This is a genomic window from Hirschia maritima DSM 19733 (assembly GCF_000378345.1).
Classification (GTDB): Bacteria; Pseudomonadota; Alphaproteobacteria; order Caulobacterales; family Hyphomonadaceae; genus Hirschia; species Hirschia maritima.
Genome location: NZ_KB899544.1, coordinates 920,925 through 946,125, shown reverse-complemented (window position 1 = coordinate 946,125; position 25,201 = coordinate 920,925). Strand labels below are relative to the sequence as shown.

General features: G+C 44.1%; 29 protein-coding genes. 15 read left to right on the top strand and 14 right to left on the bottom strand.

What is annotated here, in order from left to right:
- Positions 1-298: 298 nt before the first annotated feature.
- Positions 299-847, bottom strand: coding sequence for a MogA/MoaB family molybdenum cofactor biosynthesis protein (locus tag F551_RS0104490; RefSeq protein WP_018996292.1), 549 nt, complete (start codon positions 845-847; stop codon positions 299-301).
- Positions 848-1,108: 261 nt separating this feature from the next.
- Between F551_RS0104490 and F551_RS0104485 the strand changes: the two genes are divergently transcribed.
- Entirely contained in the window at positions 1,109-1,330 is a 222-nt protein-coding gene (locus F551_RS0104485) for a hypothetical protein (RefSeq protein ID WP_018996291.1), read from the top strand.
- 3 nt (positions 1,331-1,333) lie between these two features.
- On the opposite strand, the gene dinB is transcribed toward F551_RS0104485, so the two are convergent.
- From dinB to F551_RS0104470, 3 genes are all read right to left on the bottom strand, one after another.
- Positions 1,334-2,416, bottom strand: a complete 1,083-nt coding sequence (dinB, locus tag F551_RS0104480; RefSeq protein WP_018996290.1) for a DNA polymerase IV — start codon at positions 2,414-2,416, stop codon at positions 1,334-1,336.
- A 205-nt stretch (positions 2,417-2,621) separates the two neighbouring features.
- Positions 2,622-3,335: a helix-turn-helix transcriptional regulator gene (locus F551_RS17075; RefSeq protein ID WP_018996289.1), complete on the bottom strand. Its 714-nt coding sequence runs from the start codon at positions 3,333-3,335 to the stop codon at positions 2,622-2,624.
- 92 nt (positions 3,336-3,427) lie between these two features.
- Entirely contained in the window at positions 3,428-4,327 is a 900-nt protein-coding gene (locus tag F551_RS0104470; protein ID WP_018996288.1) for a polysaccharide lyase family 7 protein, read from the bottom strand.
- A 328-nt stretch (positions 4,328-4,655) separates the two neighbouring features.
- On the opposite strand from F551_RS0104470, the gene F551_RS0104465 reads away from it, so the two are divergent.
- A complete protein-coding gene (locus F551_RS0104465; RefSeq protein ID WP_018996287.1) occupies positions 4,656-5,399 on the top strand; it encodes a hypothetical protein in 744 nt (247 codons plus the stop codon).
- Between the two features lie 19 nt (positions 5,400-5,418).
- Positions 5,419-5,949 (top strand): SRPBCC family protein, encoded by a 531-nt coding sequence (locus tag F551_RS0104460; RefSeq protein ID WP_155825761.1) that lies wholly within the window; start codon positions 5,419-5,421, stop codon positions 5,947-5,949.
- A 1-nt stretch (position 5,950) separates the two neighbouring features.
- Here F551_RS0104460 and F551_RS0104455 read toward each other — a convergent pair whose 3' ends face one another.
- The 3 genes from F551_RS0104455 to F551_RS0104445 form a co-directional block, all read right to left on the bottom strand.
- A complete protein-coding gene (locus F551_RS0104455) occupies positions 5,951-7,300 on the bottom strand; it encodes a pyridoxal phosphate-dependent decarboxylase family protein (protein ID WP_018996285.1) in 1,350 nt (449 codons plus the stop codon).
- An 11-nt stretch (positions 7,301-7,311) separates the two neighbouring features.
- The gene (locus tag F551_RS0104450; RefSeq protein ID WP_018996284.1) at positions 7,312-7,620 is read right to left on the bottom strand and encodes an ArsR/SmtB family transcription factor; all 309 of its coding nucleotides are present in this window, start codon (positions 7,618-7,620) and stop codon (positions 7,312-7,314) included.
- A 99-nt stretch (positions 7,621-7,719) separates the two neighbouring features.
- Positions 7,720-8,460 (bottom strand): DUF481 domain-containing protein, encoded by a 741-nt coding sequence (locus F551_RS0104445; RefSeq protein WP_018996283.1) that lies wholly within the window; start codon positions 8,458-8,460, stop codon positions 7,720-7,722.
- Positions 8,461-8,838: 378 nt separating this feature from the next.
- On the opposite strand from F551_RS0104445, the gene F551_RS0104440 reads away from it, so the two are divergent.
- The 4 genes from F551_RS0104440 to F551_RS17070 all read left to right on the top strand — a co-directional run bounded on the left by F551_RS0104440 (position 8,839) and on the right by F551_RS17070 (position 10,733).
- Positions 8,839-9,414, top strand: coding sequence for an NADPH-dependent FMN reductase (locus tag F551_RS0104440; RefSeq protein WP_018996282.1), 576 nt, complete (start codon positions 8,839-8,841; stop codon positions 9,412-9,414).
- 96 nt (positions 9,415-9,510) lie between these two features.
- Entirely contained in the window at positions 9,511-9,963 is a 453-nt protein-coding gene (locus tag F551_RS0104435) for a group III truncated hemoglobin (protein WP_018996281.1), read from the top strand.
- A gap of 11 nt (positions 9,964-9,974) precedes the next feature.
- Entirely contained in the window at positions 9,975-10,265 is a 291-nt protein-coding gene (locus F551_RS0104430; protein ID WP_018996280.1) for a DUF1971 domain-containing protein, read from the top strand.
- 18 nt (positions 10,266-10,283) lie between these two features.
- A complete protein-coding gene (locus tag F551_RS17070; RefSeq protein WP_018996279.1) occupies positions 10,284-10,733 on the top strand; it encodes a protein-tyrosine phosphatase family protein in 450 nt (149 codons plus the stop codon).
- Here F551_RS17070 and F551_RS0104420 read toward each other — a convergent pair.
- The 3 genes from F551_RS0104420 to F551_RS0104410 all read right to left on the bottom strand — a co-directional run bounded on the left by F551_RS0104420 (position 10,730) and on the right by F551_RS0104410 (position 13,086).
- Positions 10,730-11,200: a DUF1203 domain-containing protein gene (locus F551_RS0104420; protein WP_018996278.1), complete on the bottom strand. Its 471-nt coding sequence runs from the start codon at positions 11,198-11,200 to the stop codon at positions 10,730-10,732. The two genes, F551_RS17070 and F551_RS0104420, sit on opposite strands and share 4 nt — an antisense overlap.
- A 73-nt stretch (positions 11,201-11,273) precedes the next feature.
- The gene (gene bioD / locus F551_RS16225; protein ID WP_018996277.1) at positions 11,274-11,891 is read right to left on the bottom strand and encodes a dethiobiotin synthase; all 618 of its coding nucleotides are present in this window, start codon (positions 11,889-11,891) and stop codon (positions 11,274-11,276) included.
- Between the two features lie 13 nt (positions 11,892-11,904).
- Complete coding sequence (locus F551_RS0104410; RefSeq protein WP_018996276.1) at positions 11,905-13,086, bottom strand: aminotransferase class I/II-fold pyridoxal phosphate-dependent enzyme; 1,182 nt, start codon at positions 13,084-13,086, stop codon at positions 11,905-11,907.
- A 37-nt stretch (positions 13,087-13,123) separates the two neighbouring features.
- Here F551_RS0104410 and F551_RS0104405 point away from each other — a divergent pair, with 37 nt between their 5' ends.
- From F551_RS0104405 to F551_RS0104385, 5 genes are all read left to right on the top strand, one after another.
- Entirely contained in the window at positions 13,124-14,401 is a 1,278-nt protein-coding gene (locus tag F551_RS0104405; RefSeq protein ID WP_018996275.1) for an adenosylmethionine--8-amino-7-oxononanoate transaminase, read from the top strand.
- Positions 14,402-14,444: 43 nt separating this feature from the next.
- Positions 14,445-15,191 (top strand): class I SAM-dependent methyltransferase, encoded by a 747-nt coding sequence (locus tag F551_RS0104400; protein ID WP_018996274.1) that lies wholly within the window; start codon positions 14,445-14,447, stop codon positions 15,189-15,191.
- Between the two features lie 50 nt (positions 15,192-15,241).
- The gene (locus tag F551_RS0104395) at positions 15,242-16,270 is read left to right on the top strand and encodes a TIGR00341 family protein (RefSeq protein ID WP_018996273.1); all 1,029 of its coding nucleotides are present in this window, start codon (positions 15,242-15,244) and stop codon (positions 16,268-16,270) included.
- Positions 16,271-16,396: 126 nt separating this feature from the next.
- Positions 16,397-16,885 (top strand): hypothetical protein, encoded by a 489-nt coding sequence (locus tag F551_RS0104390; RefSeq protein WP_033404604.1) that lies wholly within the window; start codon positions 16,397-16,399, stop codon positions 16,883-16,885.
- Between the two features lie 168 nt (positions 16,886-17,053).
- The gene (locus F551_RS0104385) at positions 17,054-17,980 is read left to right on the top strand and encodes an acyl-homoserine-lactone synthase (RefSeq protein WP_018996271.1); all 927 of its coding nucleotides are present in this window, start codon (positions 17,054-17,056) and stop codon (positions 17,978-17,980) included.
- A 95-nt stretch (positions 17,981-18,075) separates the two neighbouring features.
- On the opposite strand, the gene F551_RS0104380 is transcribed toward F551_RS0104385, so the two are convergent.
- The gene (locus tag F551_RS0104380) at positions 18,076-18,324 is read right to left on the bottom strand and encodes a DUF3297 family protein (protein WP_018996270.1); all 249 of its coding nucleotides are present in this window, start codon (positions 18,322-18,324) and stop codon (positions 18,076-18,078) included.
- 73 nt (positions 18,325-18,397) lie between these two features.
- Complete coding sequence (locus tag F551_RS0104375) at positions 18,398-18,820, bottom strand: hypothetical protein (protein WP_018996269.1); 423 nt, start codon at positions 18,818-18,820, stop codon at positions 18,398-18,400.
- A gap of 434 nt (positions 18,821-19,254) precedes the next feature.
- Here F551_RS0104375 and F551_RS0104370 point away from each other — a divergent pair, with 434 nt between their 5' ends.
- Both F551_RS0104370 and F551_RS0104365 read left to right on the top strand, forming a co-directional pair.
- Complete coding sequence (locus F551_RS0104370) at positions 19,255-20,169, top strand: bile acid:sodium symporter family protein (RefSeq protein WP_018996268.1); 915 nt, start codon at positions 19,255-19,257, stop codon at positions 20,167-20,169.
- Between the two features lie 74 nt (positions 20,170-20,243).
- A complete protein-coding gene (locus F551_RS0104365) occupies positions 20,244-21,797 on the top strand; it encodes a tannase/feruloyl esterase family alpha/beta hydrolase (RefSeq protein ID WP_026296644.1) in 1,554 nt (517 codons plus the stop codon).
- Between the two features lie 75 nt (positions 21,798-21,872).
- On the opposite strand, the gene F551_RS0104360 is transcribed toward F551_RS0104365, so the two are convergent.
- Complete coding sequence (locus tag F551_RS0104360) at positions 21,873-22,343, bottom strand: hypothetical protein (RefSeq protein ID WP_018996266.1); 471 nt, start codon at positions 22,341-22,343, stop codon at positions 21,873-21,875.
- 121 nt (positions 22,344-22,464) lie between these two features.
- A complete protein-coding gene (locus tag F551_RS0104355) occupies positions 22,465-23,145 on the bottom strand; it encodes a hypothetical protein (protein ID WP_033404386.1) in 681 nt (226 codons plus the stop codon).
- Between the two features lie 146 nt (positions 23,146-23,291).
- Here F551_RS0104355 and F551_RS0104350 point away from each other — a divergent pair, with 146 nt between their 5' ends.
- On the top strand, positions 23,292-25,181 hold the full coding sequence (locus F551_RS0104350; RefSeq protein ID WP_018996264.1) for an AAA family ATPase: 1,890 nt from the start codon (positions 23,292-23,294) through the stop codon (positions 25,179-25,181).
- Positions 25,182-25,201 lie beyond the last annotated feature (20 nt).

The window sequence follows — 25,201 nt, the reverse complement described above, 5'->3', positions numbered from 1 at the left end:
TTTCATAAAATTCAACTTCAACCGTAGGACGCAATACAAGCGAGTATCCAAGGAAGAACAGAACCTAAAACCCCCTATTCTACAAGACATGTAGTCAAACCATACTTTATAAGGCCCCACTCACTCGGTGATGAAAACAAATAGATCTAGAAACAAACCATTGATCGATCACCTACTCAAAATGATCGTTACTGTTAAAAATCAGAAACATTCGGTTTTAGAAGGATTTTCACCGTTTTAATTTAGAAAAACACTTCAATTGAGACGAGTTGAGTTTAATAGAACTCATTTAATCGGACTATTTTGATATCAAATCGATCAAATTGGCGGGGCGGTAGCGTGAATCCAACATTGATGACACAACATCGTTCCACCCCATAATACACGCCTGTTCTCCCCCGGGAATTGAGAACACAATTGATGAATTTGCGACGCCTAAACAAACCCGAGATAGCGCGGTAGATAATCCAAATTTTTTCAGCCCGATTGAATGCCAAACAGAGTTAAACCCCTCTAGTTCAGTTTCCAACAAAGGACGAACCGCATTTAGCGTGATATCTTTTTGAGTGGGTCCAGTTCCACCAGAAACAATAATCGCATCAATTCCAGGGTCATTGATCCAACTACCGACTATATGTTCAATAATTGTCTGGTTCTCATCGATAATTTTTCGATCTGCTAGCACATGCCCCGAAACTTCAACTCCATCTGCCAAAGCACTACCAGAAACATCTTCTTCGATTGATGCAACAGAAGTTACACTCAACACCGCTATATTAATCGGCTTAAAATCCAGTGTTTCATCTATATAACCACCCATCTTTGATGTTTTTGGAGATTTCGACATTTAGACTTCCTTTCAAGCCTGACTCGTAAAGGGAATTAATTCGTCAGTATTCACAAGAAATGTGATGTGAATTGAAACAGTCTAACCTATTTTCAATATTACCGTCAGGGGTGTCGCTAAATTATCGAGCTAAGAAGAATGTGATTGATCACCCTCTGCCTCAATGAACTGAACACTCATAGCAATTCAATTTCAGCCATTTTATTGCTGTTAACCACAACATGATTTAGTCTCCATATTATCCAATTGGGAGCAATTTGCATGAAACGATCTTTAGCTACAGTCTTTGTCTGCGCGGGCTTCATCACCTCAACAGGGTGTGTATCAACTGCTATTGGAGTCGCTGGCAACGTCGTAGAAGGCACCGTCAAAGCTCCCTTCAAAGTCGCAGGGGCTGCCGTGGATAAAGTCACAACATCTGAAGAAGAACAGATGAAAAAAGACTGGAAAAAAATGAAAGAAGAAGAACGCAAAAAGAAATAAAACTCAAAAAGGCAAACTTAATTGCCCGCTGCCGGTTTCTTCTTCCCTCTCTTCTAACCCAGCCAATGTCAAACCTAAGAGTCGTATTGGCTTTGGTGGCTGCGGAAGCATTTTGAGCAATAATTTACTTGCTCTTCGAATGGCATCTTCACCTCCTATTGCTTGGGGGTGAGTGTGTGAGCGCGTGATTTGTTTAAAATCAGAGTACTTAACTTTTAAAACTAGAGTGTATCCGATGGATTGGGTTCGATCGATTCGTTCCCATAACATGGTGATAATTTTCTCTATTGCATCATGGATGGCATCATCTCCAACTAAATCTTCAGAATAGGTTCGTTCCACTCCCACAGATTTTCGAATTCTATCTGGTTTAACCTGACGATTATCTATTCCACGCGAAGCTCCATAAAAGTACTCAGCGTTAGATCCAAAATTCTTTTTCAACCAAGCTAATTCAGCTTTTCGTAAATCAGCCCCAGTATAAATGCCTAACCGCTCCATTTTTTTTGCTGTGACCGGCCCCACTCCATGAAAACGACGCACCGGCAGGCTCGCAACAAAGCTGGGCCCTTGATGAGGAGCGATTACACATTGCCCATTGGGTTTGTTCTGATCTGATGCAAGTTTGGCTATAAATTTATTGTATGACACGCCAGCGGATGCAGTGAGATTTGTCTCTTCCCAGATAGCTTGCCGAATTATACTCGCTATCTCGGTTGCGGAATCAATTTTTAGCTTATTTTCTGTTACATCCAAGTAAGCCTCATCTAGGGATAATGGCTCTATCAAATCAGTATGTCGTGAAAATATTTCACGAATATGCGCGGAGACCTGTTTGTAGACATCAAACCTATGAGGCACAAAGATCAGTTCGGGACATTTTCTCTTTGCCGTCACTGACGGCATTGCCGAACGAACACCAAATTTGCGAGCTTCATAACTAGCAGCCGCAACAACGCCTCTGGCTTCACTCCCCCCAACAGCAACTGGTTTGCCCTGCAAGTTCGGATTATCTCGTTGCTCAACCGACGCAAAAAAAGCGTCCATATCAACATGTATGATTTTTCGGACTTGCGCCTTATCCACCGAAAACTCCTCTTACATAGAAACGTTTCTATGAGAGGCCAAACGATATACTTGTCTAAAAACAAGTGCAATTAGACAATCAAACGGTACTGACACATCTGTGCAGTCACCAAAAAAACAATTGCCTCGTCCCCCACAATCCCAGGACACAATCACATTACAAATATGATGGAAAAATCGATATAGTAGAAAACTACTAATCTCATCAAAGATGAATTAAACCATCCACCAGTGCTTTCACCGCGGCAGCAGTTCTATTTGGTGCATTTATACGAACTTTGATGTTTTCAACGTGGTTACGAATGGTATTCGGAGACAAACTCATTATTTCTGCAATCTCGCGATCTGTTTTACCAACAGCAACCCATTGCAAAATTTCTTTTTCTCGAGGAGACAATTTAACGCTTCGCTGTTTCTTTTGCCTCTCAAATGTCAGAAGTTTAGTCATCCCGGCCATCCCCAAAAGGGAGGCAGCGTGGAATTGCGTTGGCAATATATCCGATTGAGTTGTTGAAGCACTCAATACACCAAAGCTTCCCAAAACAGGCACTGGAATAGCAATTCCGTCTTTCATCTTATAATCTTGGGCCAAAGAATGAACTTTTTCAGCCCCTTTAATATCACTTACATTATAAGCAGAAGACCATGTAAAAGCACTAAAACTGTTTGCACACTGCTCAACAACAGGATCAAAACCTGTCATGTCCTGCTCGAAATACACGGTAGCAAACTCACTATTTCTTGAGTTTATATACATGTTATCTTCCATAGTCTCATTAGGACCTGGAAGTTTCAAAGCAACGACTGATTCAAAACCGAATTCTTCAAATCCCATTTGAATCGTTTTGGCCAAGCTTTCTTCGTCTATTGAATTTTCTACATCCTCGATAAAATCGAAAGCTTTTAATTCTATAGACATAACGGCACCTCAACTCAGATATTCACCGATGAAAATCAATGAGGCCTTATCTAATTTCAATCAATAGTACGCAAATGACTTATTTTGCGGAATCAAGGTTTTACGTGCAAATTTTTGAGCTCATAGAATGTTGCTTGGACATAGTCGTCCGCTTCGCCAGTTCTGTTCTGATTATAAACACCGGCTTTGAAATACAGATATTCATTCTTATCATCATAACCGCTCTCACTCATATCCACGCGATTACGACCGATAACTTTTCCATCTTGAGAAATGGTCACCTCAAGCGCATGTCCGAAAGCTACAATTTTATAGGAAAACTTCTCCCCCAGTCCGATCCCGTTTGTAGGGTCGGGCGCATCATCCTCGCGGCTGCCTAGCAAGCCGTAATATACATCTTCCTCACCTCTAGGCTCATGCGCAAAATACAGCGAACCACGCTCATTGCCGGGCAATTTTCTATAATAAATTCTCACGGGCTCATCATCTTCGCCATGAATTTGACCAATAATCACACGCCCGATTTCATGAGGTTCACCCGTTGTTGTCACATGATTTACCGCAAGCGTGGCCGTAAGTTCTCCATCCACACCACCTGCTTTTTTGCGTGTTTTTTTCGGAGCTGTAGATAAAACCCAATTATTCTTACCCACGCCTTGTGTGGAATGTTTTGTATTTCCACGGCGCAACATTTCTCGCAACTCTGTGCGGACATATTTAGTATTCGACGATGTAAGGGCACCTCTGACCGGCGCTCTAAAGACAACACCCCCATCTTCAGAATAGTAGAAAAAACGATCATCGGTCCAACCGGCAGCCAATTGTTTTTCACTGATATTATCAGACTTGCCATCGCCATTTTCATCGATAGGCAATCCTAAATACCAATCACTCAACTCAAAGGGCGGCTTCTGCTTTTCTGCATGCACAGGCAAGGCAATAACACTAGTGACACAAACAATTGCCAAGCTCTTATATATTTTCTCGATCATCGTTAATACTCCCAGCTCACAACGCTAATCGAGCTAACCTTATTGTCAACCAATTTGAACCATTACTCAATATTGGTCCTACCAATAATCTCGATATCTCAACCAAGAAAAAGCCATAATGGCGTGAGATAGACTATATTGAATTGCTAACCCCAGACCAAAGGAGAAAATGATGCAGACGATCGCCCTTAAAATCATAGCTAAAATTCTTCTCAAAAAACGGGTTTATCCCTTATGGGCAATTCCAACGCAGATGCATTCCCGCATCTAAATTCACACTTATTCATTGAACCAATCCTTGGCCACACCTCCCAAGTTGGAGGCTGTGATGCGTGAGGATATGTTTAAAGTCATCATCAACCGACCACGTTGGGCCAGCCGTCATGCGCCGCGCTCAAAAACACGGTATGATAAATGTCCCGATCGCCAACGCGTGACCGGGCACCGTATGATGCTCGAGGCAAGCTATACCAAGCATCTCAATGAAAACCTTGCGCCACTAAAGCGCTATCTACACAAGCAAAAAGGACGCAAATGGAATGATGTGTTCAGCGAAATATGTGAACATCTAGATACTGGTAGCACAGTTAAAATGCATGTGCGCGAGCATGTGGAAGATTTCATATATATCAAAGTCAAAATCTCACCTAGAGGCATGCTCTATAGCAACACCAAGTGGGGTGGATTGGTTGAATTAAAAAACTGGTTTGCCGAGCTTTATGTTGATCCCAGTGATGGCACGATCAAAGAAACACGCGAAGCCTGCCGCAAATTTGGTGTCACATTTCGTCGGGATTTTTATAAAAATGAACGCAGAAAGGCTTTCAATCAAAAACACCCATTTATAATTCATCTCGATGGATTTAAATGGCGAGTTCGACTTGAAGAAATTTGGTACGAAATCGAGCTTTCTGGTCGTCCAATTAGTGAAAGTGGATATGAAATAGGGCTTGATGAACTATACACATCCTTGCAAACTCACAATTGGCGTAGGCAAGATGGCTTTAAAGTAAAAACCAAACGCCAATTGTCTAAAAAGGAACTGAAACAAGCCAAGCTTTCAAACGCTTAGCATGAAAGAGGAAAACACTATGTATTTCAATAAAACGAAACTTGGTGCTTTCCTCGTTTTTTCTACCTTGATTAGCACGCCTGTTCAGGCTGAGGTCCTGTCTTCATCTCCATCAGAATACACTTTAAAACAAGAAGCAGAAACTTCGCTCTCACCTGAAGAGTTATGGGATAGACTTATTCATCCTGAAACATGGTGGCACCCAGATCACACATACTCATCCTCATCTCAAAACCTGTCTCTGACATTGGAAGTTGGCGGGAAGTGGCTTGAAAAATGGGAAGCAGGAGAAGTCCTGCACGGAACCATCACTTCATTTGAACCCAATAAAAGTTTGATTTTGGATGCCCCTTTTGGCCCTTTAAAAGATCTTGATGTGACCGTTACATGGTCTATTTCCATTATGCCCAATGGCACAGGTTCCAAGGTCGTATTCCATGAAACTGCATATGGAAACGAAGATGCAAAGCTAAACGAATTGGCTCCAGCCGTGGATTTCGTAAAAACAGAAGCGATCAAGCGCCTTACCCAAACGAGCAATAAACATTGAATTAAAGATGTCGGTCGATAACCGATAACAGTTTTCTAACGTGGTACGATTGCGTCCGCCATGATGACACACTTATGCGAAATACTGGTCGCCCCTTCCAAACACTTGGCCCAAACCAAACCTCGCCACTCCTTTGAACTGCATCAAGAAATTCGCGGGTTTTCTCATCTGTTTCTAAACTACATAAAACCTGATTTAGAACGACGCGATTATGAACCGTTATACCCAGCTCTTTTACACCAGCTGCAATTTCCATTGCGTGATCACAGTATTGATCTACCAGTTTTTCAACGCCATCACGCCCGAGTGTTCGCAAAACAGCCCAAAACCCCAATCCCTTTGCTTTGCGTGAAAATTCCAAAGTGATATTTTTCTGCGCGTCATCTTCAGCCGTTGAATAAACAGCATCTGCATTCAATGTTTTGGCCAATAACGACTTGTTCCGACAGATAGCGACAGCACTTTCATAGGGAGTGTTCAACCACTTGTGCCCATCTGTTGTCCAACTGTCAGCTAATTCAACCCCTTCGGTCAAACTCCGTTTTTGTCGCGATGCCCGTGCCCACAATCCAAACGCGCCATCAACATGGACCCATGCACCCGCCCGTTTGGCTGCCGGTATAATTTGATCAAATCTATCAAATTCCCCCGTGTTAACCTCACCAGCTTGAAGGCACAAAATGGTTTGAGCATCTATTGGAGGCAATTTTTCTGGAACAACACGCCCCTGATCATCAACAGTGGCATATTCCACATTGGACATTCCAAAGCCCAGCAATTTCAATGCTTTTTTCACTGTGACATGCACTGTTTCTGGCACTACGACACGAATGACCGGCGCACCCGCTAACCCTTGCTCGGCTACATCCCATCCTTGAGCTTGTAAAAGACCAGCGCGAGCGGTTGCCAGGCATGACATTCCACACGCGGTAGCGCTTGTGCCAAAACCAACTCCTGATTCAATAGGTAGCCCTAATACATCAAGTAACCATTCTCCGGCTACCTTCTCTATTTTCGCCATCGCAGGTGAGTTAACATGACTAGATGCACATTGATCCCAAGCAGCTGCCAACCTGTCTGCCGCTGCTGCAACTGGCAGAGTCGCCCCTATCACAAAGCCATAATAATTGGGCCCATTTGAAGTGACAGTTGCTGCTTCTCCAACACTTGCCAGCAAATTCAAAGTCTCGAATGAATCAGCACCGTCATTGGATAGTTTACCTCCTAGTTGATCCAAATTTAAAAGCGCCGCTTGGTCAGGAAATACGCGCCTATCTTCAATAGATTTCAGATAGTTTCTAGCACTTTCGTCTGCTTCACTTATCAAACTGATTTCTTCGGTTTTATTCATAGCGCAGCCCTTTAGACGGTTTGAGAAAGATCAGCCATCGAACGAGAGATCTCCACCTCTTGGCGCTTGTAAAACACCCAACCCTTAATCTTTTTGCCTCGAACAAGCCCGGCGTCGACAAGCAATTTCATGTGCGCAGACAAAGCGGGCGCACTGACTTCTAATTTGTCGGCTATGCGCCCACTGCACACTCCATCCAACACCAAGTCCCCATCGACTTGTGGCTCAAAATGTTCTTCCGGGTCTTTCAGCCACTCCAAAATCTGAAGTCGACTTTCATTGCTCAGCGCTTTGAGGAGGATTATGTTTGTACTTTTCATAATTTAGCTATTTAACAAATAAATTAAATAATACAATAATAAAAAAGCGCAGCACCCTAAGATACTGCGCTCACCAATTGTATTTCAATCAGTTGGAAACTAGAAACCGTACACGAGCGATAGACGCGTCGCAGTGTCAGTTTCCTCAAATCCTGCAGGAGGGTTTGTGTCGTGGCGAACTTCATAAGAAGCACGGCCCGACAAAGCATCGCTAAATTTAGATGTTACAGCCAACACGTTGGAAATCTGAGTAGATTCCTCAGCATACAAAACACCCGTCGTATTTGAGAGAGTTACACTGTCATTGAATGCGTGTGAAAAATCTGAACCAGCAAGAACAGAAAATGAAGTCACGCTATCAGCTTCAGCTGTAACAATACCATTTTCGATTATTGGCTTAACTTCATCATATTTCACACCAGGGCCACCACGAACTGTCCAAGTAGTACTGTCGCCAGTCAAAACGTGATATCCAAGGCCTGCACCTAAGAATGAACGAGAATCAAATCCTGTAAACTCGTCGCGTTCATGCGATACTTTTCCGAACGCAAACAAACGGTCATTAAACGCGCGGTCTACATTGAGCGCACCGAAAATACGATTTTTGGATTCTTCCCCATCAATTTCGCCATAGTCAGCTGATAGATCACCGCCGACAGCCCATTTCCCGACTGTGTTGGTTAGCTTGATCCCCAAGCCGATATCGCGAGTGTCTGTGTTACCAGAAGTTTGCCCAGCACTGAGTTGACCTTCACCCGTCCAACCAGATTTGGCTTCTTCAGCTTGAGCCACTCCAGATACGCTAGCCACTAAAGCAGCTGAAAATAAAACGTTTTTCATAATAAAAATCCTAACATCCGCTCTAAAACAAAAAAGCGGCGCAGACACCTATCACGCCAACCTGAACCGTAAACTAACTTATCATTCACAAAGCAGTTCACATCACATATTCATTGATTTTGCCTAGTTATCTATTCTTTTTAGCTGTATTCATTGCACTAGAGTGACAATTTAAGCACACTCAATTGATCAGCACATTCACACTTTCTCCATGTAGATTGCACCAAATTGAACGAATTACCGCGTTCAAATGAAACAAATTTCAAAACTTCGAAATTGCCAGTTGATTGCTAGAAAAAGCTCATCATATTAAAATTGAAACATTCTAAATACACTAGGAAGTCGTCTTCCTGCCAAATTGAAAGAGAAACTCACGCCATGGCCAAATTACTTTTTCTCGCGGGAAGCGCACGCAAAGAATCTTGCAATAAAAAACTAGCAAAGTTTGGCAGCGTCCTTGCCAATGAACTGGGCGCAGATGCCACATTCATCGACCTTAAAGACTATCCGCTTCCTATTTTTTGTGAAGATTTTGAAGCGGAAAACGGCATGCCCGAAAATGCTCAAAAGCTAAAACAGCTCTTCAATGATCATGATGGCTTTTTTATCGCTTCTCCAGAGTATAACAGCGCTTACTCTCCACTTTTAAAAAATACGCTGGATTGGATCACGCGCCCCAGCCCGGAAGCCGAACCAAAATGGGTGCCGTTCAAAGGCAAAATCGCTGCTATAGCAGGAACCTCTCCAGGTGCTTTGGGGGGCATGCGTGTATTAGTTCCTCTTCGCATGTATCTTGGAAACCTTGGAGTTCATGTTGTTCCAACACAAGCCGCAATAGGACACGGCTTTCAAGCTTTTGATGAAACTGGCCGCCTGAAAGAAGATAACCAACTTCCATTGTTCACCAGCGTCATTCAAGAACTCATAACGGTTACAACGAAGCTTTCAGCTTAGTCATAGAAAGTGACAGATCGTCCCACGGCCAAATCGTCACGTGGGATGATCTTGTGAAGTTTGCTAACTTGATTGCCAAATTAGGAGTTTATGCAAATGACACGCATTCAAAGAACAGCAGACGAGAGGCGCGCTGAAATAAAAGCCAACGCTGCTGCCATGGGCATTGACGACGCCTACATCTCGTTGCTCGTCGATACGTTTTATGCATCAATACGACAGCATGAAACACTTGGGCCTATTTTCAATGAAAAGATTGGGGATGAATGGGATGAACACCTCATCAAGCTTAAGGCATTTTGGTCCTCCGTTGCCCTGAACAGCGGAACATATTCCGGACGCCCTGTTCCAGCACATATGCAATTAACTGAAGTACGCCCACCACATTTTGAAGAATGGCTAGGCCTCTTCAAAAAGACCTTAGAAGAAACAGCACCGAGCCCCGGTGCCGTGTTGTACTTTTACGAACGCGCTGAACGCATCGCCAAAAGCCTGCAACTAGCCATGTTCGGCTTAGATAAAATTCCCGGCCCCATTTCTTCTCAATAAAAGTATTCAACATGAAACCGATATTACCCGATTACGTAAAACCATACGCCAAAACAGATGTTTTCACCGAAGAAACCGTCCCCAACAAACTGATCAACGAACACAACACCAAAGCCAATGTGTGGGGTAAACTGCATGTTTTAGAAGGCGCTTTGGATTATGTTGTGCCTGCATCTGAAGCGCAATCGAAACAATTTGAATATACTATATCTGAAGGCGAACATATAATTATCGAACCTCAACTGACTCATTTCGTAAGAATGACGGGACGAGTTCGATTTTTTGTGGAGTTTCACAAATAATCAGGCTAATTTCTCTATATGCTCAAGAACTTCCAGATTTTGATAGGTCCCCGCCCAGGCAAGAAATCTAAAGATGCCATCAAAGAAATGGGAACAACACATATTCTCACCCTGCTTGGTGACAATGAACAACCCAAAAACATTGCAAAAATCGCAAAAGAGATTGGAGCAAGCTGGTTACATTTCCCTATTGAAGGCGGCAAACCAGAAATCCTACAAACTATTAATATTAATGACTTTTTTGATTACCTTCTTCTACAGAAACTATCAGAAAAAGACAAAGTATATGTGCATTGCTCAGCTGGCATTCACCGCACAGGCTTCATAGTATATCTTTTGCTCAGAAAACGCGGTCTCACTGATCAAAAGGCGCGCCTTGAATTAGCGAATGTACGCGCTGTCACGGCTGAGCAAGTTGGTGAAAATCGCTTGGAACTTGCACAAACCATGTTCGATAACAGCAATTAATTTCGAATTGCCTTCGCTGCAAAGCATCCAGGCGCTGCGAAATGAAAATGAATATAATCTACTTTTTCATTTTCAAAAAATGCATCTACCACCGACTTAACATCTCCATTTTTGGGAACAACACACGCATCGACCATTATGTGATTGGCATCAAACGCTCTGACAGAAATATCTCTATGTTTAAAGAAGTCAGGAATTTCATCCACTTTCAAATCAGCTTGATCAACGCCTTTACGGACATAAATCGCATGACGTGACTGATAAGGAGAGGTTTCCGGCAAATGCGCGTGGTTTACAAGAATCAATTCCTCTCCCACTTGCGCATCTTCCAAACTAATTCGACATGGAGCTCCTGGAAAGGCAGTAGCAATTCGGCGCTCAGCTTGAATTTTCGCTAAAGCTACATCATCCAAATCAAAAAGTTCCTGATAAGAACTCACTGGCAATCCTGATACCTGAAATGTCATAAGTACAACCTTCTATTTGAGGTGAACTTTATCCAGCTTCAGGATATCGTCTCGCCGAAAACGGACCTTGAAACTAGGTGCTTTCAAACCATACATTACTCCAACGTGACATCTCATCTATGAATGCCTGTGGCTCTCCATGCTCCAGTGTCGGACGTGTTACGATTACGCGCTCAACGGGAATACCTCTTCGCTCCATAACATCTAAAGCTGTAAGTGTATGACTAATAGAACCCAAATAATTTGCCGTAACTAAAATGGCCGGCATGGCTAAATCCGAGATCAAATCAACGTGTAACTTGTCATCAGTAACTGGCGACATAATCCCGCCCGCACCTTCAACGATTGTTGGAGCACCATTCGCAAGCAAAACCCGAGAATTTACGAACGCCAATATGTCGTCATAGTCCAATGATTGCCCAAGCTCCCGCGCGGCTTGATTGGGTGCAACCGATTTTTCAAATCGCTTCATACAAATGCGGTTCACATTTTCAGGCGTCGCATCTTGTCCAATAGCATTCAATAAAAGGCCAGCATCAGAATTAGCCAAATCACCTTCACCAAAACCACTCATCAATGGCTTTATTGCATGAGGATTTTTCTCTTGCTCTTTCCATTGCGATAATAGCTTGCAGGCAACAAATGTCTTCCCGATCTCCGTCCCTGTGGCGGTGATGAATACGCTACTCATCCTTATGTCCCGTCTATTTTTCTAATACATCTTTAGGCAGATGTTTTTTTAGACTTTCGGCCAGAGCTAAGACATCGTCAAGTTCGTGAGCGGCAGAGAATGCCACACGCAGACGCGAACTACCTTCAGGAACTGTCGGCGGACGAATTGCAGACACATGAAAACCATCTTCAAGCAATTTCGCCTGAACGTCCAATGCAACACTTGCTTCACCCAAAAGAATGGGCACGATCGTACTCGATGGTTTCGGCAACCCAAGCGCGTTTGTGAATGCAGTTGTTTTAGACATTACATCTTTAGCAAGTTGCGTATCATCCCTTATAATCGATACCGCCTCGACTGCCGCCCCCAATACTTGCGGTGGCAGGCCAGTTGTAAAAACTAGCGTTCTTGCACGGCTAATCATCAATTCTACAAAAGCAGCAGGCCCACATACATAGCCACCATAAACACCTACGGCTTTGGACAATGTTCCCATTTGAATAAGTGCAGGGTTTTCTTGTTTAATCACACCAAAACCGTGAGCATCATCGGTCATCATCCATGCGCCAAATTTCTCGCACAAAGCCTGAAGCTCTTGCAATGGTGCTAAATCCCCATCCATGGAGAACACTGTTTCCGTCATCAACAGAATACGTCCATGCTCGGGACCGTTCGCCAGCTGGGCACGCGCATCTGCTACGTCATTGTGTCTGAACATACGCACTTCTGCGCCAGAAAGCTGAGCCGCAGCTCTCATGCAAGCATGAGATAACTCATCCATTACAATTAGATCTTTGTCCCCTACCAAGCACGGCACCGCGCCCAGATTTGCCATATAACCAGATCCAAAAACACGGCATGCTTCCGTACCTTTTATTTGGGCGATCATGCTTTCAAGCTCATGATTTAGCGGGCTATCCCCAGATACTAAACGAGACGCCCCTGCACCTGCGCCGTGGCGAATAGCCGCCGCTCCTGCAGCCGCGACAACACGAGGGTTTTGCGATAATCCTAAATAGTCATTGTCACAAAAAGATATCGCAGCTTCACCATCGCGAACGACCGAACAACCAACTCCGCGGGTTGTCGGCACCAACCCACGTTTTAAATCTTTTGCGGCTAATTTATCGAGTTTTGCTTGCGCAAATGCATTCAATTCATCAATTTGGCTAGAAATAACAGGCCTCGATTGTTTAAAGCGGAATGTTGGCAAGATAGCCTGACATTCATTGTAATAGAAAGTGCGTCAAATGAGTTCAGAAAAATCCAAAATCGACTGGCTTGAAACAGGTCTGGATCACATTTGGCTTCCCTACACTCAAATGCAAACCAATCCCAAACCGGCTGCTGTTTCTCATACAGAAAACGCAACCATTTATCTAGAAGATGGTACACAATTAATAGATGGAATTGGCAGTTGGTGGACCAACGTACACGGATATAATCATCCCAAGTTGAAAGATGCATTAGTTAACCAGCTAAACACTATGCCACATATCATGTTGGGCGGATTAGGTCATAAAGCTGCATATGAATTAGCGACTCGTCTAGCCAAGATAACTCCCGGTGACCTTTCGCGCACTTTCTTTGTTGAATCTGGTTCAGTTGCAGTTGAAGTCGCAATGAAGGTTGCAGTTCAGTACTGGATGAACACAACAGGTAAGACGCGCACAAAATTTGTAGCATTTAATGGTGGGTATCATGGCGATACTTTCGCCGCCATGTCCGTCTGTGACCCAGAAGAAGGCATGCATTCATTATTTGGCCCAGCACTGAATAAACAGATAATTCTTGATGTTCCTACCGATGAAGAAAGCCGTAATGCACTTGATGACGTGTTGGGCAGCCGCAATGACATTGCAGCCGTGATGATAGAACCCCTCATACAAGGTGCAGGCGGCATGCAGATGCACCCTCCAGAAGCACTTCAATACCTTCGAGAGGTTTGCGACAAGCACAACACTCTTTTGATTTTCGATGAAATCTTCACAGGTTTTGGCCGCACAGGCCACATGTTCGCCGCCAACGCTGCAGATGTTACACCCGACATCATGACAATGGGAAAAGCGCTGACTGGGGGCGTCACACCCTTGGCAGCTACAACTGTTACGACGCAAGTTTATTCAGCTTTTCACGATGATGATCCTAATAAGGCACTCATGCATGGCCCCACATTTTCAGGCCACGCACTTGCCTGCGCTGTCGCAATGGCAAGCATTGATTTGTTGGAAGAAGAAAACACCCTTGAACGAGTAAAAAAAATAGAAGCGCAATTTGAAAAAGAACTTCGCCCACTTGAAGCACGCAAAGATATCAAAGAAGTGCGCATTCGAGGCGCAGTGGCAGCGGTTGAGCTTGTCGAAAGTTTCGATCTTGCCGCAATCCGCCAACGCTTTATCGACAATGGAGTGTTTATACGACCACTTGGCAATGTGTTCTATCTTTCACCCTCTTTTTCAACCACATCGGACGAGATCAAAACACTCACTAACGCTATTATTGAAATGGTGGAGCACTTGGCCAACTAACCCTATGATTGCATTTTCCATACTGATGAAATAACCTCAATTTATGGAAAATGCAGTTTCTTTCGGGTCACAGGCCCAAACATACGCCGCCGCGAGACCATCCTATCCCAAAACACTTTTTGAATGGATCGCCGAACAATCCCCATCTCGCAACGCCGTTTGGGATGTCGGAACAGGCTCTGGTCAAGCTGCGATGTCATTGGCACAAGAATTTGCGCACACACACGCAACTGACATTGATGCCAACCAAATTGCTCACGCCAAACAAAATGAACGAATTTCATATTCTGTGTGCGAAGCTCATAACTCTGGTCTACCAGACAATTCAGTCGATGCAATAACGGTTGCCACAGCACTTCATTGGTTTGATTTCTCGCTATTCTGGAACGAAGTTAAGCGAGTAGCCCAACCCAACGCGTTCTTTTGTGGATGGTGTTATCAATTGCCTCTGGTGGCCCCTGATCTTCAGAAAATTCTGATCACACCTATTGAAGAAATTATCGAGCCGTATTGGTCTGAAGGGAATTATATCTGCATGCGAGGTTATTCAAAAGAAGAGCTCAAAATGCCTTTCGATTCAATTTCTACTCCTAGTTTTTCATGCGAATTAAGTTGGTCTCCAGCGCAATTGGCACATTTCATCAGGTCTTGGTCTGCCCATAAAAAAGCTAGAATTGATGGTCACGAAAAAGCATTGGATGATATTGAGAAACAAGCAATTGCCGCTTTGGGTGATGAAATACGGAAAGTCGTATTACCGCTAAGTTTATTGGCTGCTAGAATCGATTAACAATCCAAATTTCGAGAACTTCATACATTCATTTTACAAAGGGGTAGCAGATGAAAAACATCAAGCTCACCTATCCTGCCTCTTACCGAAAACGCGTTGAAGTGGCGATAAAGCAAGCTGATCCAATAGATTGGTCACGAGAAGAAGAGCCTGAAAAAGAACGTGAGACAGTTCACGTTCTTCTTGAAGATGGTGAAGGGCAATCATTGATGGATTCTGCCCAAAACATGTTCTCAACCAAAGACAAATGGCGCCTCAGCCTATTTGATGTAGAGGCCACACTCCCTCGCAACGAGAAACCAGAACCGGAAAAATCAGACGAAAAACCAAAATCTCCGAAGCAAGCCATGCGTGAAACTCTAGTTGAGGAAGTCATGAGTGGCAGCAAACTGACGACGGATTTTATAGTGCTCACTATTTTGTCGGCTATTGTGGCAGCCATCGGCCTAAATGAAAACAATGTCGCCGTTGTTATCGGAGCAATGGTTATTGCTCCTTTATTGGGACCAATATTGGGATTTAGCCTCTCATCTGCATTAGGCTCTGGCAAAATGATGGTTCAATCTGCGCGCACCGCGGTGACAGGCCTTTGCATCGGTTTTGGAACAGTTTTCGTATTGGCAATGATATTCCCCATTAATCTGCAAAGTGAAGAACTGATAGCTCGCACAAATATCAATCCAGAAGTAATAGCTCTCGCGCTCGCATCAGGCGCGGCGGCGGCTCTGTCTTTGACTGGTGGTCTTTCATCATCACTTGTGGGAGTGATGGTGGCTGTCGCCTTACTTCCACCGTCTGCTGCATCTGCGATGTATCTCGGAGCGGGTGACCTTAAAAATGCTATTGCTGCCGCGGTATTGGTACTTCTAAATGTGGTCTGCGTTTTGTTATCCACTCAAATTGTTTTTGTCTGGAAAGGGGTTCAGCCCAGAAGGTGGTCGCAACAGGAAAATGCTGAGAAATCCAGACGCAATAATATTGTATCCTGGATCGTGCTTTTAGTTCTCCTATTCACAATTGGCCTAATGATATCCTCAGGTGAAGGAACTGCCGCAAGCTCTGCGCATAAAGTCCTATAGAACAAAATCAATGATCTTCTATCTTCACGATTATTCACATTTTGACGTTGAGGGCTTTTACAGCGTCGAGTCTTCACGCATACTAATACCCAAGGCACATACATTTTTATCACACGGAGTATGACTATGAGACATTTTCTAGTGGGTATTATCAGTGCGGCTTCATTGGGCTTTGCAAGCCAAACAGCATTGGCGCAAGAAATCAATATTTCCTATTCCGAAGATCTTTTGGAAGAATTTGAAGACTCATACGGAGAAAAAGAGAAAGCCGTTCTCGAAGAAGCGCTAACCTACAGACTTATGAAAACCGTCGAGAAAGACGATCTAGATATATCTCGCATTGATATTGTAATCGAAGACGTAAGCCCTAACCGACCAACATATGAGCAGGTTAGAACTCGACCAGGACTTGATCAGTTCCGAAGTGTTTCAATTGGAGGCGCAAAATTAACGGGAAGCGTTTACGGTGAGGATGGAGAAATCCTGACTGAGTCCAAGTATAAATCGTATTCTCATTCAATTAATGATGCTCGTTTTGGTTCCACATGGTGGGATGCCAAAAGAGCGTTTTGGGGCTTTTCTAAGCGAGTTAGCAAAGACATCAAAAGCAGTTAAACCTCAGAATTACAAAACTTAATTTCAAAAGCCGTTCGTAATAATTGTGAGCGGCTTTTTGTTTGAACGAATATCTCTTCTCATTTTTACAACTTAAAATATATATTAATTCTTGATTAACAAAAATTACTCGCATAAGTTGCAATTTAGAATAGAGGGAATTCGAAAATGATCCACGTTGTAACCGGCGAAAACCAACACCTTTACGGAGCCCAATTGGATGAAATGTTCCGAATGCGGCATGACTACTTCATCGAAGCTCAAGGATGGGATGCCCTCCAAAGCATCAATGGAAAAGAAACCGATGAATTTGATGATGGTGATGTGGTCTATCTCCTTAATTTGGACTTTGAAGGCCGCGTTGCATCCGCATATCGGCTCAACCCATCAACCGGCCCAAACCTTTTGGCAGACAAGCTTTCTGATTATGTTGAAGGTAATGCCCCCAAAAGCGAAGAAATTTGGGATTTAACCCGTTGGATAATCGCATCCCGCTATCGCCGTGGAAAAGACTACAACCGCGCCATAAGAATTGCCCGCGAAACAATTATCGGCGTTCAAGAATTTGCAGTATCTCGCGGAATCTCTCACGTTTCGACAGTATGCGATCCAGACTTCATAGAACGAATGAAGCGCGTAGACATGCATTACGAAACGCTCGGCTCACCAACCAAGTTTGATAATGGAAAAGGTGTTGCACAAGCATTCTTACTCGATGTTGGCCCGACAGCGCTTGCACGTGCAAGGAATGCAACTGGGATAACGCAAAAGCAGTTGTTCGAAATTCAACCCAAGCCTTTCTATCTCAGCCCAGACGAGATCGAAAACGAAGCAGCCCAAGAATTAGCTGTAGCGAAAATGAAGCTAATGAAGAAAACGAATGCTCAGCAAATCGTTCAGTCACTAGCAGATGAAATGTCTACGCGTGCCGCCACGAACCCAGCGGGCGCTATCGCTCTAATTCATTCTTTTAATGAGATCCTGCAAGAGCGTTTGCACGAGCACTCAATCGAAGACTTTAAGTCGATAGAAAGACTACACGTTCAAGCGAATGAAAACGTCTCGCAATCAATAGATATTGAGAAACGCGCTTAGGTTGATCTTCTATGCCAGACAAACAAAAAAGCACTCCTTCATTATCGAAGGGGTGCTTTTCAATTCTTAAATCACAATAGACCTATTTTGAAGGTCTACTCTGTTGTTTCATCCTGATAATATGCTTCCACTTCACCCTGCAGCTTCATCTGCATTGGGCGACCTTTACGATCTAGTGTTTTGGGAACTGACACTTTGATCCACTTTTCAGAAACGCTGTATTCTTCAACATTCGTTTTTTCCACACCCTTAAAACGAATTCCAACACCGCGTTGAATAACGTCAGCATTAAAGTGTTCAGAACGAGGATCAAGCGATAGGCGATCTGGAGGCGTGTCAGTCATAGCAATTCTCACAATTCAAACGCGGCGTTCAGGAATGATCCCTTTCCACGTTTCTTGATTAATTTTGTAATTGCTATGTCTCTTGTTTCGCGCCGTCTGGCAAGATGTTCTGCTTCCAATAAGCCGAATGAGTAGACCTATTTTCGGTTCTTGGGTTTATCTCTTCATTCTCGGTCAGAGCTTTGCTGGCATGCTCATCATAGTTAAGTTCACCAAAGTGAACGAATTTGCCTACCATTCTAAACAAGAATGCTCCAGCTAAACTACTAATGACAGCGTTCAAAGCCCCCACCAACAGAGCCCATGGAACGACCATTAACGCCTCCCAACTTGTCTCTGCTCTGTTACCTTGAATTGATATTTTGTCTGGAGAAATTAATGCTACAGTCGCCAACAGACATGCAAACAGAAAAGTGCAACACATCATAGCACTGAAAAAGAGCTTAAACAGCGAGCCAAACTGGATATGCTCTAAATATATACGGCGCTGTTTCATGAATCCCCCCCTCAGAATACTATGATCAGACTGAAGCTTTCAGCCCAACAATGCAACCCAAGAGAGAGATGTATCAGAATTACTTATGAATACCAGATACCAGATAAATCTGACACATTCACCAACGCTATGCCCCCTCCTCACAACCGCAAAAGATATAACGATGTTGAATAATTAGCGATTGGACTTTTTTATACGGCCGCACATTGTGACTTTTTGGCAAAAAGTTTTGCACAAACCCCAACAAGAAAAATAAATGCGCAATTTTCCACAATTTCAGCAATACAATAGAATTGCATTAAATATTTTACAGGAATTATTTGCGCAATTTAACAAAACTTGACAAATTTATTTCCCCGACCATACGCTAATTTTGTGACAACGTGAGTGGTCACTTATGTGCCGGAACTAACAATTCTCTTGGGGACACATCGATGGGGCAGACCACCATGTCATTATTCATCCGCTTCTTTCCAGCCTGGGCGATCGCAATTTCGCTGATTGCCTATCATAATCCGAGCTATTTCAAAGGGAGTGCAGTTTTCATTACTCCACTTCTAATGTTCATTATGCTCTGTATGGGGCTCAGCTTACAAATAAAAGATTTTGCACGAGTCCTCACCGTTAAGCGATTTATCGCAGTAGGCGTTTTATTGCAATTTACCGTTATGCCAATCGCTGCATGGCTGCTTGCAACAGCTTTCATGTTAAGTGATGACTATAAAATTGGAATGTTGTTGGTGGGCTGCGTTGCAGGCGGCACGGTATCCAACGTGATGTGCTTCATTGCAAAAGGGGACGTCGCTCTTTCGATTTCCATGACAGCTATCAGCACGCTCCTGAGCATTGTATTAACACCTATCATTATTTCCGGTCTCGCGGGGCGAACAGTCGATATTCCCATAGATTCAATTACTTTCAGTTTGATACAGATCGTGGCGGCTCCCGTTTTAATTGGAATTCTCGTGCGATCTTGTGTGCCGAAATTAACGGACGCTCTAAATGACTATCTACCTCTCCTATCGATCATAGCCATTCTCGCCGTTATTGCGATTGTGGTTGGCTTGAATGCCGAAAGAGGAGCAGCAATCAACCTTCTAGTATTACCTGTCGTGATTTTGCATAACCTCATCGGACTAACTGCCGGCTACGGCGCGTCAGCAATTCTGGGATTTGACGAGAAAGTCCGCCGAACAATTGCCTTTGAAGTCGGGCTTCAGAACTCAGGGCTTGCGACCGCACTTGCAGTGAAATATTTCTCCGCCGGCGCGGCTGTACCTAGCGTCGTCTTCAGTATTTGGCACAACATATCTGGATCGTTCCTAGCCAGTTGGTGGAGCCGAAAGTGAAATAAGAAGTTCTGGATTTCAGCTATATTAGCAACGAGTTTATTGAGTTTTCGACTATCCCAAGGAAGAAGTTGATGAAGTTAGATTTATCTAAATTAGTTGGTATTTGGGCGTGCACACTTAGCGTGGCGGCATGTACTCAATTAGCCGATACAGGTTCGTTCTCGAAAACAACACCAGCATCAAAATGCACTCGAATGGCAGCAATGAAATTCGATGAAGGCAATGTTGTGCGCGCCGAAGTTGTAAGCTCTGGAGACTATCGGTCTTCTTTTGACCAACCATATAAAATTCCGGCTCTGTGCCACATTGAAGTCATCTCACAACCAACTCCGGTATCACATATTGTGAACACCATTTGGCTGCCACTGGAAAATTGGAACGGTAAATTTGTAGGATTTGGAAGTGGCGGTGCTGGCAAACACGCCGATTACGCAGCACCTGCGATGGCCGCCGCCACAACCGAAGGTTACGCAGCCGCATATTCTGATCTAGGGTCAGATGGAAAGTCCGGCAAACAGGTTATGTTCACTTTTGGAAATGGGAATCCTGAAAAACAGACAGATTGGCTCTATCGCGCAACCCATTTGATGACGCGCGTTTCCAAAAAAACCATACAAGAATATTATGGGGACTCACCATCGAAAAGTTATTTCAGCGGGTGTTCGACAGGCGGACAACAAGCGTTGGAAGAAGCTACACGTTATCCCGAAGACTATGATGGCATTATCGTCGGCTCTCCGGGAAGCAATAGAACAAACATACACATGGCTATGGTTTGGCACTACCGCACATTATTTGGCGACCCATCAACGGCTCTGACAAAGGATCATTTAGCTCTCGTAAACAAAGCCGTGCTCAACGAATGCGATGAGCTTGATGGAGTCATTGACGGTGTTGTGGGCAATCCTGCACAATGTCAATTTGATCCGGCATCCCTAATTTGCGAGGCCGAAGAAACTGAAGCATGTCTTTCGGCACCCCAAGCTCAAAACATGTCTCTAGCATACGCTGGTCCACATAACCCTCGCACTGGAGAACGTTATTTCCCAGGCCTTCCGCTTGGAGCGGAACTTCAAGCAGCGGCGGTCAACGCAGATGTCGCGGCATGGGGCGCGGAACTTCTTTCATGGTCTCCAGGCTTTGCATTTGATGGCGACTTGATGGCGTTCGATTTTGATAAAGATGCACTGAAAGTAAATGCTGTACTTGGTCATCTCAACACCTCAAGTGATCTTGAAGCGTTTCGGAACAAGGGCGGTAAACTTCTATTTTGGGGAGGTACCTACGACGTACTTACCTGGGACATGATCGATTACTATGAACGTGCAACATCCCCCGCCGAAGATGAAACAAACGCATTTGCCCGATTGTTCTTAGCTCCCGGTGCTGGCCATTGCTTCGGTGGACCAGGACCGAACAAGTTTGACTCAATCGGGGTGCTTGATCGCTGGGTCGAAAATGGCGAGGTGCCAAAGCGGATCATTGCTACCAAATATGAAGATGATGACCCTAAAAAGCAGATCATCCGCACAAGGCCTCTATGTGCTTATCCCGCTCAAGCTGTTTGGACTGGAACTGGCGATACAGACGATGCACAAAACTTTGAGTGCCGCCAGCCACTCTAAATACACAAATCACAAGATAGCGATCGACCTCAATTTGACTAAGCCGATCGCTCATTTAAACGAAACTATAAGCTCTTACGAATACCGGCGGCTTGCCAATTCAGATACTGTCACAGACGTCACAGGTGCCCCAGCCTCAGCCCAAGCTGCGTGAACATCTTCAAAAGTCTGGCTTGGTTCTTTTTCGCCAACAAGCTGCACAGTGCTGCGCTTAAACGCACTTAGTGACAGGCTCAGATACGGCATGTCCGCGACCACATCAGCCGCATTCGCCGTCTTGATCAATCCCTCGACCTGACCATGCACCACAATCGCACCATTCACGCGCTCAACCTTGTTCACAACAAAGAAACCATTCGTGACATTGCTACCCGCCAACGTCCACACTTGGCCCTTTTGCGCACTTCTAGATTGCTTCACCAAAGGCGCTTCGCCCATGCTAGCGGGTTTGATATTTGCATCGGCCTGCCCCATACGATCGCCCATCGCAAATGGAATTGCGACCATGGCAGTTAGCAGTGCTAGGATGATTAATGTGCGTTTCATTTTGGCCCCTTATGGTCTTGTGCGCCTGTTTTCGGCGTTTCTAACCAATACGGTGCATAATCCGGGCCAACTCACCCCTCACAGTAGAATTAACGACGCTATCTGGTGCATTTCCAAAATTTCACCCCTCACGAGCGACCTTTTCAAACAATTCGCGGCCACCATTCTCCATGACATATTCGGCATAAAACTCCTTGATATACTCCTCTCCAGCCACGGTCTCCAATCGCCGAAACAATATATCACGCAACTCTTCCATATCCTCTCCACCATCTTCTGGCTCTGGTTCTGGTTCTGGATCTAACGACACGCCCACACCATCCAGCCCCTCCAGACCAGATGCCAACTTTACAAACCGCTCCGCCAGACGCGCCTGTGCATCGGCCAGCTTCACCTCGCCAATCAATTGATAGCGCGCCGCCAATTCGCCCGCCTTTTGCGCTGCCTGTTTCATATCTGTGATATCAAGGCTTTCCGGCAATGCCTCTGCCTGTTCTTTCAGCTCCCCCAAACGATCCGGCTGATTGACCAATGCGCGGTCCACACCCGACGGCACACGCGCCAGCTCCGCCCTATATTTGACCAACCAATCCGGCGTGCCCGCATTCTCCAGCCCAGCCGCCTGCGCGTCTTGATCCTTGCGCCGCCAACCTTGCTCCACCTGCGCGCGATACAAAGTCGCCTTCGACACAGGCAAGCTTTCCGTCAAATCATCCAGAGTCTCCCCCGCCACATACCGCGCCCGCGCATGGTCCAGCAATCGCTGTTTCTCATCAAATGTCAGTCGTGAATAATAGCTCATTCACCGGAGTATGATGGTGGAGCGCTTGGGTGGGATTATTTTGATAGCTTTCGTCCATATACAAACAAAAACTACTATGAGTTGCTAGATGTTAAGTGATAACCTTAGCCTGCATAAAATTTGAGTCGAAAAGTCTAAAAAACCTAATGAATATTCAAAAAGTGATAATTAAAGATGCTCAACAAATATTTGGGCTACCCGACGGTGAATTAAGCAGGCTAAAGCAAACGGTATTAATAGCCGGAGCGAATGGATCGGGTAAAACCAGACTTTTAAATTACGTAAAAAGACACGTAAAAAATGCGATAACTGAAAAACACCGTCATGCTCTAAATTCTAAAATCGAAGAGTACAATCTCAATATCGCGAACTTAGAAGCCGCTATAAAGAAATTAAGTAACGCCTCACATCCTGGTAACGATGTTACAATAAGAAATAACAATAATGCGATAGTTCACTATAGGAATCAAATCAAAGACCATATTGAAGAACTAGATAACCAACGACTCACTTTTGATACTCCACTCCTTGAACCTATAATTGCAGTCGAAGCCGTCCCTTTTGTTAGCTCAATAGAAGATGATGCACACTATACAAGACACCAAAGTAATAACTTTGTATCCAGCGCTGACCACGCACACATCAGCGATCTCAATAAACTAACTATTCCCTACATAAGGAATATACTCGACACGGCGTTCAACGCCTCCCATCCAGATCACGAATCCGAAGAAGCCATCGTACAAAACGCCACTAAATCAAAGGACAATCTTCTTAAATTGATAGACCTTTTCCTTGAAACAAAGCTAACTCGTTCGGTAGATGGAGGTGATCCGATTTTATATGGAAACCACATTGCCAAAGCTAAGTTATCAAAGGGCCAGAGCATCCTTCTACAGCTCTGCGTACAACTACACGCCCAAACAAATCACCTGTCATCAACCATCCTATTGCTAGATGAACCTGAAAACCACCTTCACCCAGCTGCCTGCATAGAATTAATTAAACAAATTCAAAAAGCTGCCCCCAACAGTCAACTTTGGATAGCCACCCATTCTATTCCTATCCTGTCCTATTTCTCAAATGACTCAACACTAATTTTCGCTGAAGGTGGGAAATTTTCTTATGCAGGAAACGTACCTGATCGTGTTTTAAAAACTCTCCTAGGCAATGAAGAAACGTTAGCCAGACTTAGGGAATTCACAGGTTTACCTTCAGAATTGGCCCAAGTTAGATATGCTACAGAGTGCCTAATGCCTCCGGAAGTTATAGGGCCTAACGAACAAGATGACCAAACTAAACAAATTTGCGGTCACATTTGGCAGAAGATCCAAACAAAAGAACAACTTCGAATTATCGATTTTGGTGCAGGAAAAGGTCGTTTGCTTGAAAATATAAAAACTGACTACCCTGACCTAATTGAAAAAATTGACTATATAGCATTTGACGCTTTTCCAGATGATGCAGAGCAATGCAAAAATGTCATCGCATCGGTTTATAGCTCAAGCGACAATCGATACTTTTCAGATCTCGACACCATGGAGGCGTACTTAGATTCTGAATCAGTCCATCTGATTACAATGTGCAACGTCCTCCATGAAATCAGCCCAACAAAATGGGGAGACTTTTTTGGTAAAAACGGTTTTTCCGAGCGACTATTACACCAAAGCGGAAATTTGCTTTTAGTTGAAGATGAAGAAATTCCAGTAGGTGAGACTGCGCACGAATATGGATTTATTGTCTTTGATACTGGCGAGTTAAAGCAATTGTTTTGTATAAAAGAAGACGATAAAGGTTTTTGTTTTTCTGACCAGAGAAATGATGGCCGCTTGAAGGCCCACTTAATACCTCGCAAAAATCTGACTCTAATGAATCATAATTCGAAATTGGCTGCACTAGAAGCAAAGGTTCGTTCATCTAAGTCAAAAATTGAGCAATCAAGAGCCAGCGAAGCAAGTTTCAAAAATGGCCGCAAGCATAGTTTTTGGATCCAGCAATATGCCAATGCTTCGCTAGCCATTTCAGCATTAGGGTAATAGCTCGTTCCCTCAGTTTT

What these genes read in the sequence shown, in the direction of transcription:
- F551_RS0104490 (WP_018996292.1), bottom strand. Translation starts at nt 847, where the DNA reads ATGTCGAAATCTCCAAAAACATCAAAGATGGGTGGTTATATAGATGAA.
- F551_RS0104485 (WP_018996291.1), top strand. Translation starts at nt 1,109, where the DNA reads ATGAAACGATCTTTAGCTACAGTCTTTGTCTGCGCGGGCTTCATCACC.
- F551_RS17075 (WP_018996289.1), bottom strand. Translation starts at nt 3,335, where the DNA reads ATGTCTATAGAATTAAAAGCTTTCGATTTTATCGAGGATGTAGAAAAT.
- F551_RS0104470 (WP_018996288.1), bottom strand. Translation starts at nt 4,327, where the DNA reads ATGATCGAGAAAATATATAAGAGCTTGGCAATTGTTTGTGTCACTAGT.
- F551_RS0104465 (WP_018996287.1), top strand. Translation starts at nt 4,656, where the DNA reads ATGCGTGAGGATATGTTTAAAGTCATCATCAACCGACCACGTTGGGCC.
- F551_RS0104460 (WP_155825761.1), top strand. Translation starts at nt 5,419, where the DNA reads ATGTATTTCAATAAAACGAAACTTGGTGCTTTCCTCGTTTTTTCTACC.
- F551_RS0104455 (WP_018996285.1), bottom strand. Translation starts at nt 7,300, where the DNA reads ATGAATAAAACCGAAGAAATCAGTTTGATAAGTGAAGCAGACGAAAGT.
- F551_RS0104450 (WP_018996284.1), bottom strand. Translation starts at nt 7,620, where the DNA reads ATGAAAAGTACAAACATAATCCTCCTCAAAGCGCTGAGCAATGAAAGT.
- F551_RS0104445 (WP_018996283.1), bottom strand. Translation starts at nt 8,460, where the DNA reads ATGAAAAACGTTTTATTTTCAGCTGCTTTAGTGGCTAGCGTATCTGGA.
- F551_RS0104440 (WP_018996282.1), top strand. Translation starts at nt 8,839, where the DNA reads ATGGCCAAATTACTTTTTCTCGCGGGAAGCGCACGCAAAGAATCTTGC.
- F551_RS0104435 (WP_018996281.1), top strand. Translation starts at nt 9,511, where the DNA reads ATGACACGCATTCAAAGAACAGCAGACGAGAGGCGCGCTGAAATAAAA.
- F551_RS0104430 (WP_018996280.1), top strand. Translation starts at nt 9,975, where the DNA reads ATGAAACCGATATTACCCGATTACGTAAAACCATACGCCAAAACAGAT.
- F551_RS17070 (WP_018996279.1), top strand. Translation starts at nt 10,284, where the DNA reads ATGCTCAAGAACTTCCAGATTTTGATAGGTCCCCGCCCAGGCAAGAAA.
- F551_RS0104420 (WP_018996278.1), bottom strand. Translation starts at nt 11,200, where the DNA reads ATGACATTTCAGGTATCAGGATTGCCAGTGAGTTCTTATCAGGAACTT.
- bioD (WP_018996277.1), bottom strand. Translation starts at nt 11,891, where the DNA reads ATGAGTAGCGTATTCATCACCGCCACAGGGACGGAGATCGGGAAGACA.
- F551_RS0104405 (WP_018996275.1), top strand. Translation starts at nt 13,124, where the DNA reads ATGAGTTCAGAAAAATCCAAAATCGACTGGCTTGAAACAGGTCTGGAT.
- F551_RS0104400 (WP_018996274.1), top strand. Translation starts at nt 14,445, where the DNA reads ATGGAAAATGCAGTTTCTTTCGGGTCACAGGCCCAAACATACGCCGCC.
- F551_RS0104395 (WP_018996273.1), top strand. Translation starts at nt 15,242, where the DNA reads ATGAAAAACATCAAGCTCACCTATCCTGCCTCTTACCGAAAACGCGTT.
- F551_RS0104390 (WP_033404604.1), top strand. Translation starts at nt 16,397, where the DNA reads ATGAGACATTTTCTAGTGGGTATTATCAGTGCGGCTTCATTGGGCTTT.
- F551_RS0104385 (WP_018996271.1), top strand. Translation starts at nt 17,054, where the DNA reads ATGATCCACGTTGTAACCGGCGAAAACCAACACCTTTACGGAGCCCAA.
- F551_RS0104380 (WP_018996270.1), bottom strand. Translation starts at nt 18,324, where the DNA reads ATGACTGACACGCCTCCAGATCGCCTATCGCTTGATCCTCGTTCTGAA.
- F551_RS0104375 (WP_018996269.1), bottom strand. Translation starts at nt 18,820, where the DNA reads ATGAAACAGCGCCGTATATATTTAGAGCATATCCAGTTTGGCTCGCTG.
- F551_RS0104370 (WP_018996268.1), top strand. Translation starts at nt 19,255, where the DNA reads ATGGGGCAGACCACCATGTCATTATTCATCCGCTTCTTTCCAGCCTGG.
- F551_RS0104365 (WP_026296644.1), top strand. Translation starts at nt 20,244, where the DNA reads ATGAAGTTAGATTTATCTAAATTAGTTGGTATTTGGGCGTGCACACTT.
- F551_RS0104360 (WP_018996266.1), bottom strand. Translation starts at nt 22,343, where the DNA reads ATGAAACGCACATTAATCATCCTAGCACTGCTAACTGCCATGGTCGCA.
- F551_RS0104355 (WP_033404386.1), bottom strand. Translation starts at nt 23,145, where the DNA reads ATGAGCTATTATTCACGACTGACATTTGATGAGAAACAGCGATTGCTG.
- F551_RS0104350 (WP_018996264.1), top strand. Translation starts at nt 23,292, where the DNA reads ATGAATATTCAAAAAGTGATAATTAAAGATGCTCAACAAATATTTGGG.